Source organism: Mycoplana sp. BE70 (assembly GCF_031455855.1).
Classification (GTDB): Bacteria; Pseudomonadota; Alphaproteobacteria; order Rhizobiales; family Rhizobiaceae; genus Mycoplana.
In genome coordinates this window covers 100,036-115,719 of record NZ_JAVDTM010000010.1, presented here as the reverse complement: position 1 = coordinate 115,719, position 15,684 = coordinate 100,036, and the positions used below count along the sequence as shown (strand labels likewise).

The window sequence follows — 15,684 nt, the reverse complement described above, 5'->3', positions numbered from 1 at the left end:
CCACGCTTCGCCGAAGGAATCAGCGGTACACAAGGAATACGTAATGGGTAACCGAACCAAACTGCTCGCCACGGTAGCACTGCCGCTGGCATCGCTCATCTGGCAACCGGCCAATGCTGCGGCGATTCGCCCGATGCAGCCGGCCGGGACCGCGCAGGGCGTGATCCAGGTTCAGTCGGACGAGAGCGGCCTTTCCGAGGAGGAGCTTCGCAAGCTGCGCCGCAAGCAGCGCCAGCAGCAGGCGGAAGAACAGAAGGGCGCCGCCGAGGAGCAGCAGCAGTCGGATAAGCAGAAGGCTCGCGAGGAGCGCCGCAAGAAGCAGCAGGAGCAGAAGGCGGAGGAGCAGAACCGCGCCGCCGAGGAGCAGCAGCAGTCGGATAAGCAGAAGGCTCGCGAGGAGCGCCGCAAGAAGCAGCAGGAGCAGCAGGCGGAGGAGCAGAACCGCGCCGCCGAGGAGCAGCAGCAGTCCGACAAGCAGAAGGCTCGCGAGGAGCGCCGCAAGAAGCAGCAGGAGCAGCAGGCGGAAGAGCAGAACCGCGCCGCCGAGGAGCAGCAGCAGTCCGACAAGCAGAAGGCCCGCGAGGAGCGCCGCAAGAAGCAGCAGGAGCAGCAGGCGGAGGAGCAGAACCGCGCCGCCGAGGAGCAGCCGCAGTCCGACAAGCAGAAGGCCCGTGAGGAGCGCCGCAAGAAGCAGCAGGAGCAGCAGGCGGAAGAGCAGAACCGCGCCGCCGAGGAGCAGCCGCAGTCCGACAAGCAGAAGGCCCGCGAGGAGCGCCGCAAGCAGCAGGAGCAGCAGGCGGAAGAGCAGAACCGCGCCCCCGAGGAGCAGCCGCAGACCGACAAGCAGAAGGCCCGCGAGGAGCGCCGCAAGCAGCAGGAGCAGCAGGCGGAAGAGCAGAACCGCGCCGCCGAGGAGCAGCCGCAGACCGACAAGCAGAAGGCCCGCGAGGAGCGCCGCAAGCAGCTGGAGGCGCAGCGCGAGCAGGATGCGGCGCAGGAAAACCGTCAGCGCCCGCGGCGCGAACGGGATCCTGAGCGGGAGCGCGTCGCGCGCGACCCCTCGAAGACGACGGAAACGATCGATCTTCCGGTGGTGGGCGGAGCCGCCGTGCTCGACAGCGACAAGGACGCGGACAATCGCCGCGACGGATCGCGCGAAGAGCGCCGCAAGCGCCGCGCCGAACAGCGTCGTGCCGAAGAGCGTCAGAATGAACGGCAGATCGTGCCGACCACGGATGCGGATGCACAGGTCGACCGGGACGGCAATCGTCGCCGGCCGGTGCGATACGAATCGATCGAGCGCGAGCGCGGCGAGCGCTCCAACCGGCGTCCCGGTTACCGGGATCCGGATAACGTCCGCGTCGACCGGCGTGACCGGGATCGCGTGATCTACAACATCGACAACCGCACGATCGTCCGCAACTACGACGGCAACCGGCTGTCGCGCCGCGCACAGGATACCTACTACGAGAACCTCAGCGGCGGCCGGGTGCGCGAGACGATCGAGCGTCCGGGCGGTGTCCGCGTCGTGACCATTCGCGACGGCTACGGCGATGTCGTCCAGCGCTCGCGTTTCGTCGGTGACCGCGAATACGTTCTCTACTACGTTCCTGAGACCGACTACTACGTGGAAGACCGCGTTCCCTTCCGGGATCCGGGCCTTTACCTGCCGCCGATGCGCCTGACGGTGCCGGTCGAGGACTACATCATCGACACGTCGAGCGATTATGATCGCGACTATCGCGCCTTCCTCGCGGCGCCGCCGGTCGAGGCAGTCGAGCGCGTCTACACGCTCGACGAGGTGAAGTACTCGGCCCGTATCCGCGACAAGGTGCGCCGCATCGACCTCGACACGATCACGTTTGCGACCGGCAGCGCCGAGATCTCGATGGAACAGGCCTCGACCCTGCGACAGGTGGCCGATGCGATCAACAATCTCCTGGACGAAAACCCCGGCGAGACGTTCCTGATCGAGGGCCATACCGATGCGGTCGGTTCTGATGAATCGAACCTCATCCTCTCCGACGAGCGTGCCGAATCGGTCGCTGACCTGCTGACGGATGTCTACGACATTCCGCCGGAGAACCTGTCGACCCAGGGCTATGGCGAACGCTACCTGAAGATCCTGACCGACGGACCCGAGCAGCTCAACCGGCGTGTGACGATCCGCCGCGTGACGCCGCTGGTGAAGCCGGTCGCATCCGCCCAGTAAGGCGCGAGGTCGAGTGAATATAGAAGGCCGCCGGAGCGATCCGGCGGCCTTTTGCTGTGGCAAGCGTCAGTGTTCGCAAGCAGCGCTGCTTCGCCTTTTTGGCTTGGGGAGTGTCCAGCTGCGTTTGCTGGCGGCACCGGAACCTTCTGTGCTCGAGGACTTGAGCGCGCAGGATGCCGAACCAAAGTCCGGTATGACGGTGTCAGTAGAAGCCGTTCGAAGACGAGATCTAAGGCCCAGGCTGACGGGGCAGACGCACTTAGCGTTGCCTGCCTCCGATCAACCCGGCCCGGCGACCGTCGCGACCGTCCTGGGGCAATCCTTCAACGGCAGTATCAGCGCTTTGACGTCACCGGCAGACCGACGCTGGCCAGAATGAAATCGGCGATGCCATCGGTGTCATCGAGGTCGAAGACGGGCAGGAGGGTATCCATCACCGGATGGTCGGCGGCGATGGCGACGATGTGCGGGTCCTGCGGGGCGAGCGGCGTGCGGTTTGCCGCGTCCAGCCGCCGGGCTTCGATCTTCGGGATCGGTTCGCGCTTGTAGCCCTCGATCAGAACGAGGTCGCAGGGGGCGAGACGGGCAAGGACATCCTCGAAGCCCGGTTCGGGATCGCCGCGCAGTTCATGCATGATGGCGTAGCGGGTGCCGGATACGATTGCCACTTCGTGGGCGCCGGCATGCCTGTGCCGATAACTGTCGGTGCCCGCCCTGTCGATGTCGAAATCATGGTGCGCGTGCTTGATGGTCGAAATGCGATAGCCGCGCGCGACAATCGTGTCGACAAGGCGCGTGGTCAGCCCGGTCTTGCCGGAGTTCTTCCACCCGGAAATGCCAAAGATGCGGGGTCTGTCGGTCATGGTTCAAGCGTCTCCAGCCAGCCTTCCGCCACGGCAAGATCGTCCGGCGTGTTGATATTGAAGAAAGGGTCGAGGGGGCCGCGCGGCGTTTGGCGGTCTGAAAAGTGCACCTGGCGCGTGCTGTGGCCATCGAGCCAGGTCCGCAGGCGCAGGGACTGGCCGCCACGCAGCCACGCGTCCAGTTCATCGGCGAGGGCAATCGGCCAGAGCCCGAAAACCGGATGCACGCCGCCGGAGGAGGCGGCCACGGCGGTGCGCTCGGGGTGGTCGATGGCAGCGCCCAGGCACGCGACAAGATCGAGCGGGAAGAAGGGGCTGTCCGTCGGCGCCGTTGCGACATGGGTAGCGCCGGGCTGGTGCTCCCGCACATGCAAGAGCGCGGCCAGGATGCCCGCGAGCGGACCGGAGCGCGTGTCTTCAAGATCGCTGAACACCGGGAAGGGTGACTTGCTGTCGAGAGAAAGCGGCTCGTTGGCGCTGATCGAGAGGATCGTGACCTGCGGTCCGAGCCGGCGGATGGCGCGGTCGACTAGCGTCATGCCGCCGAGCCGGACATTCGCCTTGTTCTCGCCCATGCGGCTGGATCGCCCGCCGGCGAGGATCACACCGGGGAACGCATTGCTGCACTGTACGGTCGTATCTGTTAGCATGAAACCTCGCCCCGTCGTTGTTCCGGGTCTAGCCGAAGTGGGCGGATCTGGCCAAGATGAAACCTGTTGCGGGCGTGACAATGGAAGCGAATTTTGCCTTCGTCAGCTCGCACGGTTCCTGAGGCCTACTCCTCAAGGCGACTGGTTGCGTCACGATCGCGGTCGTATCGCCTTGTCAGCGGAAATGGCGGCAACCACGACTCGCGACGGATGATCCAGCTCTCGTAGGTCGGTACCAGCTGGTCGGGCGCATCCAGGGATCCCAGGTTAACTTCGATTTCATCTGCGGTGCGGCTGAAAACGGACGAGCCGCAACGGGGACAGAAGAACCGCCCGGCGTAGTCGCGTGCTTCGCCATCGATCGTCACCGCATCCTGAGGGAATACCGCGGAAGCGTGAAAAAGAGCCCCATGATGCTTGCGGCAGTCGAGACAATGACACAGGCCGACCCGGAATGGTCGTCCCGACGCGGTGATTCGGACGTTGCCGCACTGGCAGCCGCCCTCAAATCGGTCCATGTTGCCTCTCCTCCAAAAACAGGTGGTGGCCTACCTGCAGCGAACAGCGCGGTCTTTCTCCGCTGCGGGCGCGGGCGCTCGTGCTTTCGGAGCGGGCGACAGCGGCATCGCTCCGAAGTGAACAGAGCCTAGCCCAAACCGACCTGAAGTATAGTGGTTGGGTCGATCTTGCGCGGGCGCTGCTGCTTGATTCTCTTGGATGAGTAAGCACGTCGCCTCTCCTGCGAGAGGGCTGCAAAGCCTTGTTGCGACGCACAGCGCATCGTTCCCCGCACTCGGTCGCGTAGCCGTGTGGCTGTTGGCTGGCGATGGGACGATCAAAATCGCCGTTGGAGACAAGCTAGTAAAGAGGCCGTTGTTCAAGGAGTGTAAGGCTGCAATTGGCAAATAGTCTCTGTCGCTTCGATTTCAAAACCTTGAGAATGCTTGGGCTTGGCTTCGCTTTTCATTAAGTTTCAGTGACTATCGTCGCGTTACCCACAAGACCATCGCATGAAGCGACGGATGCACACGTTCGAGGAGGTTGTGGTGGCCCTGGTTGTCGGCGGCTCGGTCGCCCCGGCAGTCCGAAGATGGCCATCACAGACAAACGTCTGCCACCGGAAGGGTATGAGGTCCGCACAAGAATAATACCCGGGGAACCCCATGTCCTTCATCGATCGCCTTCTGCAGCGACGTCGCATTGTTACCAAGGTGCTGCTGTTCGTCATCCCGCTGGTCGTCCTGATCGCCGGGATCGGTCTGGTAGGCTTCTTCACCGCCCGCACCTTGAACGGCCACATGACCGTGACGCGCGAAACCATCAACAGCCTGTCGGATTTTCAGAACCTGAGGACTGCGCTGCAAGACTTCGTCGATCATCCGACCGAGGAGAGCCGCAACACTCTGGCTGCGCGAATCGACGACCAGGACGGAGGAATTCACGCACTGGACGACCTGCTGGTCGAGCCCGCGGAAAAAGCCAAGATCGCCTCAGTCGTCGGTCTGGCGGAGAAGATGCGGACCCAGGCGGACCTGCTCTGGACGATCCATACCGAGCAGGAGGCGACGAGCGCTGCGCTCAAGGCGGCGCTGGCCGAAATGACGGCGCAGGGACAGTTCGCGCAGAAGCAGATCGCGGTGATCCGGAGTGAGTCGGACGCCAAGGAGAAGTTCGCGAAGACGTTGCTCTTCGATGCCGCTGCCTATCAGGGGCTGGCCGAGCGCATCGGCAAGTTCCGCAAGCCGGTGGCGCTTGCGATGAAGCCGGAGGACGCGATCAAGGCTGCCGAAACCTACCTGCCGCGGCTCGTCAAGGAGCTCGGCGATTCCGAGAGCATCGCATCGCCGGCGGCGTTGGAACAGTTCGCCTTGCTCAAGAAGGAGATCGAGGCTGTCGAGGCGATCCTCGCCAGCAGCGGCGACGCGGAAAGTAAGAAGCACAGCCTCGTGCCGGTGCTGTCGAAGCTCTCGAAATTCGACGCGGATTTCGCCAAGGCGGCCCAACAGAACTCCGACACGGCGGCAAAACGCTATGTCAGCATGGGCGCCGAGATCACGTTGATGAAGCGGCTGATGGAACTGGTCGGTGAGACCTTCACGCAGATCGACCGGGCCGGCCTTCATGTCAGCGAATTGCATCGCCAGCCGGACGAGCAAAGCCGTGCCGTCGTGCTGAAGGACATTCAGGGCATCGCGTCGAAGGGGGCCGACCTGGCAAGGCTTGGGGGCAAGAACGCCACCCTCCGCGACCTTCCGCGCAAGCTCGCTCCCTTGCTGGGGGCAATCGGTCAGGGCACGCAGGAGCTCATTTCCGTCGCCGATCGCTGGCGCCAGGCACGCACGGACGCACGCACGCTCATTGCCGATGCCAGCCAGACGCTGGAAGCCTTTGTCAGCAGCGCGCAGGAAGCAGGCAAGCAGGACAGCCAACGCTCGGCCAACGTCTCCATCGTCGCCATGGTCGCAGGCACGCTGTTGGCCATCATCGGCGGCCTGATGCTGGTGGAAACGCTGCGCGGGCCGTTGAAGCGCGTCACCGAGGTCATGTCGCGCCTGGCGAGCGGCGAACTCGACGTGCCGATCGACGGCCGCAATCGCGGCGACGAGATCGGCGACATGGTCCGCTCCGTCGCCGTGTTCCGCGACGCGGCGCTGGAAAATGTCCGATTGGAGCAGGAGGCGGAAGCCCAGCGCGCGCAGACGGCCGAAGAACAGGCCCGCCGCGCCGCCGAACAGGCACGGATCGAAGCGGAGCAGATGGAGGCGCTCAGCGCGCTGTCCGACGTGCTCGGCAAGCTCGCCGCCGGCGACCTGGAGGAGAGCATGACCGAGGCGCTGGCCGCCGAGTACGTCGCCATGGCCCGCACCTACAACAACGCAGTCGAGGCGTTGCGGGCAACGCTGGCGGACGTTCGCGCGACCACCGTTGAGATCAGCGGCGGTGCCGGCAACCTGGCTTCCTCGGCCGACGACCTGGCGCGCCGTACCGAGCAGCAGGCGGCGGCACTGGAGGAGAGCACGCGCGCGCTCCGACAGCTGACCGACATCGTCCGGTCGACCGCCGAAAGTGCCCAGCGGACCGCGGTTTCGGTTGACGAGACCCACACCTACGCGATTCGTTCCGGTGAAGTCGTCGCCAGGGCAGTCGAGGCGATGGCGCAGATCAACCGCTCGTCCGAGAAGATCAGCACGATCATCGGCGTCATCGACGAAATCGCCTTCCAGACCAACCTGCTGGCTCTGAACGCGGGCGTCGAGGCGGCACGCGCCGGCGAGGCGGGCAGGGGTTTTGCCGTGGTCGCCCAGGAGGTGCGCGAACTCGCCCAGCGTTGCGCCGGGGCCGCGCGCGAGATCAAGGGACTGATTTCCGACAGCTCCGCCCAGGTGCGCAGCGGCGTGTCGCTGGTCGAAGAGACGGGCAAGGCGCTGACGGTGATCAACGGACACATCTCCTCGATCCATCAGCTGGTCGGCAACATCGAGCAGGCGGCGGCGGCCCAATACGAGGGGCTGAGCGAAGTGAACCAGGCGGTCCACCAGGTCGAACTGATCACGCAGCAGAACGCCGCGATGGTCGAGGAGAACACGGCCGAGATTCATGGTTTGCGCAACCGCGTCGAAGTGCTCAATCGCAAGATCGACCACTTCAAGACGCGGGATCTCGATGGCCGCACCGAAGGCCATGGCGACTACTACGCGGCCTGAAGCCCGGTCACCTGAGTAGAAAACGCGCCCCGCGACAGATAACTGTCGCGGGGCTTTCTGTCAGACGGCAAGCCCCAGATGCCGAAGCCCCTCAACGCGCAGCTCAAAATCGGCGGGATTCTTGAACGGCAAAAGCTTCCTTCTGCGTTCGACTGAGAAATTCGGTTCAAGCCGCAGGACCTGCGCCCAGGCATCTTTCCCCGCTTCGATCTGCCCGAGGTGACCCAGGCTCGACGCGAGCAGGGCGTAGGCGGTCGTTGCTTCCGGATTGCGCTCAAGTCGCTTTCTCAGCGTGTCGGCTGCCAGATCAAATCTGCCGAGCAGAAACTGGGCCTCGGCGAGAAACTGCAGGGCAATTTCGGGATAGACGGGATCGAGCTTCATATACGCGTCGAGCGTCTCGATCGACTTGGCCGGATTGCCGTTGAACATCTCGATATGCGCCTTCAATATGAGGCCTTCTGCCGAACTCGGTGCAAGCGCGATGCAGCGCAACACCGATCCAAGCGCCTCGTCCGGCTGCCTGTTCCACAGAAGCGCGACACCCAAGACGAAATGGCCTTCCGGCAGCTGATCATCGAGAGCGATGGCATGGCGCGCCAGTTCGAGCCCGGTCAGAAGGGCCTGTTCGGGTTCGGTGGCCCAGCCGTTGATATAATCGTTCACAAGCGCAAATGAGGTGTACGCGTAAGCCACCGCGCAATTCGGATCAATCTTGAGAACCTCGGCCATGTGCGCTCGTGCTTCGGCGTTGCCGGCGCGCGTATGGAGCCAGACCTGCTCGCGTCCCCGCAGGAAGCATTCGTGTGCGGTGACGTCGGCAACGGGCTTGTCGGTGATGCGATCCCTTTCGGAGGTCGTCAGCCGCACCTTGAGCGCGGTCACGATATGTTGGGTCAATTCGTCCTGTACGGCAAAGACGTCGGTCAGTTCCCGGTCGAACCGCTCGGCCCAGGCATGGCCGCCGGTGGTGGCGTCGATCAGCTGCGCGGTGACGCGCACCTTGCTTCCGGCCTTGCGCACGCTCCCTTCGAGGACATAGCGGACGCCCAGCGCGGCAGCGACCTCCGGTAGCGAAACGGGGCTCTTCTTGTACGCAAAGGAGGAATTCCGGGCGATGACATGCAAGTCTGAGAGTTTGGCGAGGTCCGTGATGATGTCCTCGCTGATGCCGTCGGAGAAGTACTCCTGGTCCGCATCGCCGCTCATGTTGTTGAAGGCGAGGACTGCGATCGATGTTTTTTCACGCATCGGCGGCCGGTGGCGGGCCGCTGGTGCGGCGGATGCAGCGGTGCTGTGGGGAGCGCTGCCACCGACCACACAGAAGACTTCTATGGGGCGGGCGATGTTCTTTACCGATTGCGATCCCCGGCTCTCGATGCCGACGGGGATCTTGTCGCGAACCTGATCGGCGGCGGAGCGGGAAATGTAGATTCCGCCCGGTTGCGCGAGCGTTTCGAGCCTTGCCGCGACATTGACGCCGTCACCATAGAGGTCGTCGCCGTCGACGATCACGTCACCGACATTGATGCCGATCCGGAAGCGGATGCGCGCGTCCACGGGGACGTCGCGATCGTGCTCTGCAACCAGCTTCTGGATTTCCATGGCGCAGGTCACCGCCTCGACGGCGCTGGCGAACTCCAGCAGTGCGCCGTCGCCCATCAGCTTGACCATGCGGCCGGAATGGCGCGCGACGGCCGGGTCGATCACGCCGAGGCGCAGCGCTTTGAGGCGCGCCAACGTCCCGGCCTCGTCGGCTTCCATCAGGCGCGAATAGCCGACGACGTCGGCCGCAAGGATGGCAGCAAGCCTGCGCTGAACCCGCTCGCCGGTCATGACGAAGCCTCTTGGTGGCCTTCATGGCGACGCGTCGCCACGGGGAGACTGTAGACCCGATCGGCCGATCTGGCTATCGCCGACAGGCAAACGTCCGGTGCCGGAAACCACTCCAAGCCTTGTAGCGACCGAGCCGGCCGCCGCGATGGCGAATGGCGAAGGACATCGACCGCAATCGGATTATGATGGACCTTTCGAGTCAGGGAGTATCTGCATGAAAGCGCGCGTAAAGTGGGTAGAAGAACGGACCTTCATCGGCCAGTCCGGAAGCGGGCACACGGTCGTGTTGGGATCGGCGTCCGGGGCGGACGGGCGGACGCCGGGACCGAGCCCGATGGAGCTGGTGCTGATCGGCACCGGGGGCTGTACGGCCTACGATGTCGTGCACATCCTGGAGAAGGGGCGCGATAACGTCGAGGATTGCGTCATCGAGATCGATGCAGACCGTGCGGATCAGGATCCGAAGGTGTTTACCCGCATCCACATGCACTTTGTCGTCAAGGGCCAAGGCCTGGCGGCGAATAAGGTCGAGCGCGCGATCGCGTTGTCGCTGGATAAATACTGTTCGGCCTCGGCAATGCTTGCCAAGAGCGCCACGATTACCCACGACTTCGTTATCGAAGACACCAGCGCCGGGCGGCAGTCTTGAGGTTCGGGTTAGCCATCAGCCGCCGGTAACGCTCATGTGCCGGGCCACGGCGGGACGATTGTTGCGGCCAATGACGAAGTCGTGGCCCTTCGGCTTGCGGCCGATGGCCTCATCGATCGCCTGCGACAAAAGGGCGTCATCCTCGGCCGCGCGCAGCGGCAGGCGCAGGTCGGCTGCGTCGTTCTGACCGAGGCACATGTAGAGCGTGCCGGTGCAGGTCAGGCGGACGCGATTGCAGCTTTCGCAGAAATTGTGCGTCATCGGCGTGATGAAGCCGAGCCGGCCGCCGGTTTCGGCAACGGTGACGTAGCGCGCCGGCCCGCCGGTGCGATAGTCGATGTCGGCGAGGGTGAACTGCTCCGAGAGGCGCGCGCGCATCTCCGACAGCGGCAGATAATGCTCGGTACGGTCCTCGTCGATCTCGCCCATCGGCATGGTCTCGATCAGCGTCAGGTCCATGCCGCGGCCATGCGCCCAGCGCAGCATTTCGGGGATCTCGCGGTCGTTGAAATCTCTCAGTGCCACCGCGTTCAGCTTGATCTTCAGCCCCGCAGCCTGCGCCGCGTCGATGCCTTCCATCACCTTGGTGAGATCGCCCCAGCGGGTGATCGCGCGGAATTTGTCCGGATCGCGCGTGTCGAGCGAGACGTTGATGCGGCGCACCCCGCAGTCGGCGAGCTCGGCGGCGTATCTGGAAAGTTGCGAGCCGTTCGTCGTCAGCGTCAACTCGTCGAGCCGGCCGGTCTCGACCTGGCGGCCGAGGTCGCGCACGAGATGCATGATGTTCTTGCGCACCAGAGGCTCGCCGCCGGTTAGGCGGATTTTGCGGACGCCCTTGTCGATGAAGGCGGTACAGAGCCGGTTCAGTTCCTCCAGCGTCAGCAGGTCCTTCTTCGGCAGGAACGTCATGTTCTCCGCCATGCAGTAGGTGCAGCGGAAATCGCAACGGTCGGTGACGGAAACGCGCAGGTAGGTGACGGCGCGGCCAAAGGGGTCGATCATTGGAGCGGATGAGGGTGCAAGTGCGGTCGCCCTATCCGTTGGTCCTGCAGAACTGTTCACATCTTCCTCCGTCTTGAGCGGAATGTCGGTCCTGCCGATCCGGCCGTCAAGGTCATCGCGCCATTATGGCATGAAATTGCATCTTGCCTATGCGACCAGTGCGGCATAGTGCTGCCTGAAAGCGCGTGGAGGACGACGATGAGCGAGCGGTGGCCTACAGAATTGCGGGTGTCCAAGGACCGGCAGCGGCTGACGGTCGCGTTCGACGACGGGCAGCGCTTCGAGCTGTCGGCGGAGATGCTGCGGGTGCTGTCGCCGTCGGCCGAAGTGCAGGGACATGGTCCGGGCCAGCGCGTCACCGTGCCGGGGAAGCGTAACGTGGCGATCATTTCGGTCATGCCAACCGGCAACTATGCGGTCCGGATCGGTTTCGACGATTTCCACGACACCGGAATCTACACCTGGAGCTATCTGCGCGAGCTCGGCGAGAAAGGCGAGGACCTTTTCGCTGGATACGAACAGGAGCTTGCCGAGAAGGGGATGACGCGCGACCGCTCTGAAAAGCCGCGTTGACGCTTCCGCCCGTCAGTTCCCCGCGCGGTCTTCCTTCGGAAGCTGCGCGGTAATGCCTTCTATCGCATCCGCCGTTGCCATGTGGCAGGTGGTCAGCTGGCGGCCGCGATCGCGCCACTCGCCGTCAGTTCGCGCATGCGGCCTGCCACCTGCATCAGGCTTTCCGCAGTACCAGCGATGGCGACGCGGTTGCGGCCTTCTTCCTTGGCGCGATACAGCGCGCTGTCGGCGGCGGCGAGCAACCTGTCGAGGTCGCCCCCGCTCAACGCCGCCGAGGCCAGCCCCACGCTGACGGTGGCGGATATGATCGTGCCATAGTGACCAATGGCAAGCGAAGCCACATCCTGCCTGAGAGAATCGGCGAACGCCTGTGCCTCGTCCAGATCGAGTTCGGGCGTGAACAGGGCGAATTCCTCCCCGCCGAAGCGGCCGAACACCATCTCGTCGCCCAGCCTGGCGGACACCGCGGACGTGAAGCGCTGCAGCACCTTGTCGCCTGCCAGGTGGCCGTGCGTGTCGTTGATCGATTTGAAATGATCGAGGTCGAACAGCATCAGCACGCCCTGTTGCGGGCGGCGTCGAAGCAGACACGCGACCTCGTCGATCAGAGCCCCGCGATTGAACACGCCGGTCAGTGCATCGGAACGGGCGGCGTGGCGGAAGACAAATTCGCTGCGTTCCTTGATCAGCACCAGAATCCCCATCGACACGATCAGCGTGTGCAGGAAGATTTCCAGCGCGAAGATGGCGAACCAGGGGGAAACGGATGGGGTGAGTTGGTCGGGGACTGGGGTGAAGAAAGCAAAGGGAATGCGCAGGGCGTAGATCACGGCGTGCGTTGCGAGGAGAACGGCGACGAGCCAGCGCGACGGCAGCGCCTCCCGCCGTCTTCCGCGCAGCAGGTCGCGCGCCATCGCCAGCGAGTAGATGGACACGACCGCCGACATCAGCATGATGCGCAGGTTCATGTCGGCGGCAAACGTAACCGAGAACCGATAGGAAACCGTCCAGGCGACCACACCGGCCAGAATAGCGAAAAGGGACACGCGCTGATGGTCGAATGCGCGAAAGCCCGCCCACGTCAAGGCATAGCCTAAGGCGGCGAGGGCGTTGCCCAATCCGATCGCAAGCTCGGGCGTCGCAATTCCCCGCAATCCCAGCAGAAGGCTCGCCGCCGACCCGACCCACATGGCGATGCACCAGTAACCCGCAGCGGCCGAGCCGCGTTCGGTGAGCCAATGCTGAGTCAGGAAAATGGCGACGACAAACGTCGACAGGAAGGTGCAGACCATCAAGGTCGGGATGCTGATGAGGACTTCGAGCAAGGAATCACTCTCCTTCGGTGCCGGACCAATAGCACCGAAGGTTGAATATTTCGCAAATGAAAACGGCGGGATAGACCCGCCGCTTTAATTTGCTTCGATGCTTGGGACGCGCTATCCGGCGATCGCCGCAGCGACGGATTCGATCGCCTCGCCGGCGCGCTGGCCGTCCGGGCCACCGGCCTGGGCCATGTCTGGCCGGCCGCCGCCGCCCTTGCCGCCGAGTGCGGCGGAGGCAATGCGGACGAGATCGACGGCGCTGAATCGCGTGGTGAGGTCGTCGGTGACAGCGACAACGGCGCTTGCCTTGTCGTCGGCGGAGACGCCGACGAAGGCGACGACGCCCGAGCCCAGGCCCTTCTTGCCCTCGTCCGCCAGGCCCTTCAGGTCCTTCGGCTCGACGCCGGTGACGACCTTACCGAGGAATTTCACGCCGGCAATTTCGCGAACGGCTTCCGCGCCATTGCCACCGTCACCCGCCAGGGCGAGCTTTTTCTTCGCTTCCGTCAATTCGCGCTCGAGCTTGCGGCGCTCATCGAGCAGAGCGTCGACGCGCGACTGCACCTCGGCGGGCTGAACCTTCAGGCTGGCGGCGAGCGCCTTCACCCGTTCGTCCTGCTCGGCAAGATAGGCGCGGGCGGCCTCGCCGGTCAGCGCCTCGAGGCGGCGCACGCCGGCTGCAACCGCACTCTCGCCGACGATGCGGACAAGCCCGATTTCACCGGTGGCGCGGACATGCGTGCCACCGCAGAGCTCGACCGAGTAGGGCTCGCCGGCCTTGACGCCGCGGATGCCTGTGCCCATCGAGACGACGCGGACTTCGTCACCGTACTTTTCGCCGAACAGCGCCATCGCGCCCTCGGCAATGGCGTCGTCGACGCTCATCAGGCGGGTCGTGACCGCCGTGTTCTGCACGATGATCTCGTTCGCCATCTCCTCGACGACCTTCAACTCGTCCGCCGTCATCGGCTTCGGGTGGGAGACGTCGAAGCGCAGCCGCTCAGGGGCGACCAGCGAACCCTTCTGCGTGACATGGGTGCCGAGCACCTCGCGCAGCGCCTCATGAAGGAGGTGCGTGGCCGAATGGTTCGAGCGCAGGCGCGTGCGGCGGGCATGGTCGACGTCCAGCGCGACGGCGTCGCCGACCTTGAGCGAACCCTGCTCGACGACGGCGCTGTGGACGAACAGCCCATCAGCCTTCTTCTGCGTGTCGGAGACGGCAAGGCGGGCGTGATCGGTGCTGATGACGCCGGTATCGCCCATCTGGCCGCCGGATTCGCCGTAGAACGGCGTCTGGTTCAGGACGATCTGCACCTTGTCGCCGGCCGAGGCGGTCTCGGCCGAGGCGGTCTCGGCCGTGGCGCCGTCGCGGACGATCGCTTGCACGACGCCCTCGGCCGACTCGGTATCGTAGCCTAGGAAGTCGGTTGCGCCGTGCTTTTCACGCAGCTCGAACCAGATCGTCTCGGCCGCGGTGTCGCCGGAGCCGGCCCAGCTCTTGCGCGCCTCGGCCTTCTGGCGCTCCATCGCGTCCGAAAAACTGGACAGATCGACGCCGATGCCGCGGTTGCGCAGCGCGTCCTGCGTCAGGTCGAGCGGGAAGCCGTAGGTGTCGTACAGCTTGAAGGCCGTCTCGCCGTCGAGGATGTCGCCCTTGTGGAGATTGGCAGAGGCATCGGAGAGCAGCGACAGGCCGCGTTCCAGCGTCTTGCGGAAACGGGTCTCTTCCAGTTTCAGCGTTTCCGAGATCAACGCCTCGGCGCGCACCAGTTCGGGATAGGCGCGGCCCATCTGTTGCACGAGCGCCGGTAGCAATTTCCAGATCAACGGCTCGCGGGCGCCGAGCAACTGCGCGTGGCGCATGGCGCGGCGCATGATGCGGCGAAGCACGTAGCCGCGCCCCTCGTTCGATGGCAGCACGCCGTCGGCGATCAGGAAGGCCGAGGAGCGCAGGTGGTCGGCGATGACGCGGTGGCTGGCGCGATGCTCCGGATTGTCGGCGGCGACGCCGGTCGCCTCCTCGGAGGCCTCGATCAGCGCGCGGAAGAGGTCGATGTCGTAGTTGTCGTGCTTGCCCTGCAACAGTGCTGCGATGCGCTCCAGGCCCATGCCGGTGTCGATCGACGGCCGCGGCAGGTCGATCCGCTCCTCCTTCGTCACCTGTTCGAACTGCATGAAGACGAGGTTCCAGATCTCGATGAAGCGGTCGCCGTCTTCCTCCGGCGATCCGGGAGGGCCACCCCAGATATGATCGCCGTGGTCGTAAAAGATTTCCGAGCAGGGACCGCACGGGCCGGTATCGCCCATCGCCCAGAAATTGTCGCTGGTCGGAATGCGGATGATGCGGCTGTCGGGCAGGCCAGCGATCTTCTTCCAGAGGTCGAAGGCCTGGTCGTCGGTGTGGTAGACGGTGACGAGCAGCCGATCCTTGTCGATGCCGAATTCCTTGGTGATCAGGTTCCAGGCAAGCTCGATCGCGCGATCCTTGAAATAGTCGCCGAAGGAGAAGTTGCCGAGCATCTCGAAGAAGGTGTGATGGCGGGCGGTATAGCCGACATTGTCGAGGTCGTTGTGCTTGCCGCCTGCACGAACGCACTTCTGCGCCGTCGTGGCCGTCGAATAGGGGCGCTGCTCGAGGCCGGTGAAGACGTTCTTGAACTGCACCATGCCGGCGTTGGTGAACATCAGGGTCGGGTCGTTGCGCGGCACCAGCGGACTGGACGACACAACTTCGTGTCCGTTCTTGCGAAAATAGTCGAGAAAGGCCGACCGGATATCATTCACGCCGCTCATTTTGCGTCCTTCATTCCTTCAGGCGACCGGGCCCGGCCCCGCCTTCAATCACACTCAATGCCTCGCCGCCGACCTGTACC

General features: G+C 64.4%; 11 protein-coding genes. 4 read left to right on the top strand and 7 right to left on the bottom strand.

Going from position 1 to position 15,684, the window contains the following annotated elements:
• The first annotated feature begins 43 nt into the window (after window positions 1–43).
• The gene (locus J2Y48_RS18965; protein ID WP_310421087.1) at window positions 44–2,212 is read left to right on the top strand and encodes an OmpA family protein; all 2,169 of its coding nucleotides are present in this window, start codon (window positions 44–46) and stop codon (window positions 2,210–2,212) included.
• 335 nt (window positions 2,213–2,547) lie between these two features.
• Here the strand turns inward: J2Y48_RS18965 and mobB are convergent, their stop codons facing one another.
• The 3 genes from mobB to J2Y48_RS18950 all read right to left on the bottom strand — a co-directional run bounded on the left by mobB (window position 2,548) and on the right by J2Y48_RS18950 (window position 4,243).
• Window positions 2,548–3,075 (bottom strand): molybdopterin-guanine dinucleotide biosynthesis protein B, encoded by a 528-nt coding sequence (mobB, locus tag J2Y48_RS18960; protein ID WP_310421085.1) that lies wholly within the window; start codon window positions 3,073–3,075, stop codon window positions 2,548–2,550.
• Window positions 3,072–3,725: a molybdenum cofactor guanylyltransferase MobA gene (mobA, locus tag J2Y48_RS18955; protein ID WP_310421083.1), complete on the bottom strand. Its 654-nt coding sequence runs from the start codon at window positions 3,723–3,725 to the stop codon at window positions 3,072–3,074. The genes mobB and mobA overlap by 4 nt, the downstream gene beginning before the upstream one ends.
• Window positions 3,726–3,850: 125 nt before the next feature.
• Window positions 3,851–4,243 (bottom strand): GFA family protein, encoded by a 393-nt coding sequence (locus J2Y48_RS18950; RefSeq protein WP_310421081.1) that lies wholly within the window; start codon window positions 4,241–4,243, stop codon window positions 3,851–3,853.
• Window positions 4,244–4,888: 645 nt separating this feature from the next.
• On the opposite strand from J2Y48_RS18950, the gene J2Y48_RS18945 reads away from it, so the two are divergent.
• Window positions 4,889–7,429, top strand: a complete 2,541-nt coding sequence (locus J2Y48_RS18945) for a methyl-accepting chemotaxis protein (RefSeq protein ID WP_310421079.1) — start codon at window positions 4,889–4,891, stop codon at window positions 7,427–7,429.
• A 60-nt stretch (window positions 7,430–7,489) separates the two neighbouring features.
• On the opposite strand, the gene J2Y48_RS18940 is transcribed toward J2Y48_RS18945, so the two are convergent.
• On the bottom strand, window positions 7,490–9,265 hold the full coding sequence (locus J2Y48_RS18940; RefSeq protein ID WP_310421077.1) for an adenylate/guanylate cyclase domain-containing protein: 1,776 nt from the start codon (window positions 9,263–9,265) through the stop codon (window positions 7,490–7,492).
• A gap of 214 nt (window positions 9,266–9,479) precedes the next feature.
• Here J2Y48_RS18940 and J2Y48_RS18935 point away from each other — a divergent pair, with 214 nt between their 5' ends.
• A complete protein-coding gene (locus tag J2Y48_RS18935; protein WP_310421075.1) occupies window positions 9,480–9,914 on the top strand; it encodes an OsmC family protein in 435 nt (144 codons plus the stop codon).
• Between the two features lie 15 nt (window positions 9,915–9,929).
• Here the strand turns inward: J2Y48_RS18935 and moaA are convergent, their stop codons facing one another.
• Complete coding sequence (gene moaA / locus J2Y48_RS18930; protein ID WP_310421268.1) at window positions 9,930–10,916, bottom strand: GTP 3',8-cyclase MoaA; 987 nt, start codon at window positions 10,914–10,916, stop codon at window positions 9,930–9,932.
• A 198-nt stretch (window positions 10,917–11,114) separates the two neighbouring features.
• Between moaA and J2Y48_RS18925 the strand changes: the two genes are divergently transcribed.
• Window positions 11,115–11,489, top strand: coding sequence for a DUF971 domain-containing protein (locus J2Y48_RS18925; RefSeq protein ID WP_310421073.1), 375 nt, complete (start codon window positions 11,115–11,117; stop codon window positions 11,487–11,489).
• Between the two features lie 92 nt (window positions 11,490–11,581).
• On the opposite strand, the gene J2Y48_RS18920 is transcribed toward J2Y48_RS18925, so the two are convergent.
• Window positions 11,582–12,814 carry a GGDEF domain-containing protein gene (locus tag J2Y48_RS18920; RefSeq protein ID WP_310421071.1) on the bottom strand — a complete coding sequence of 411 codons (1,233 nt, stop codon included), beginning with the start codon at window positions 12,812–12,814 and terminating at the stop codon, window positions 11,582–11,584.
• 111 nt (window positions 12,815–12,925) lie between these two features.
• Window positions 12,926–15,604 carry an alanine--tRNA ligase gene (gene alaS, locus J2Y48_RS18915; protein WP_310421069.1) on the bottom strand — a complete coding sequence of 893 codons (2,679 nt, stop codon included), beginning with the start codon at window positions 15,602–15,604 and terminating at the stop codon, window positions 12,926–12,928.
• Window positions 15,605–15,684: the final 80 nt, after the last annotated feature.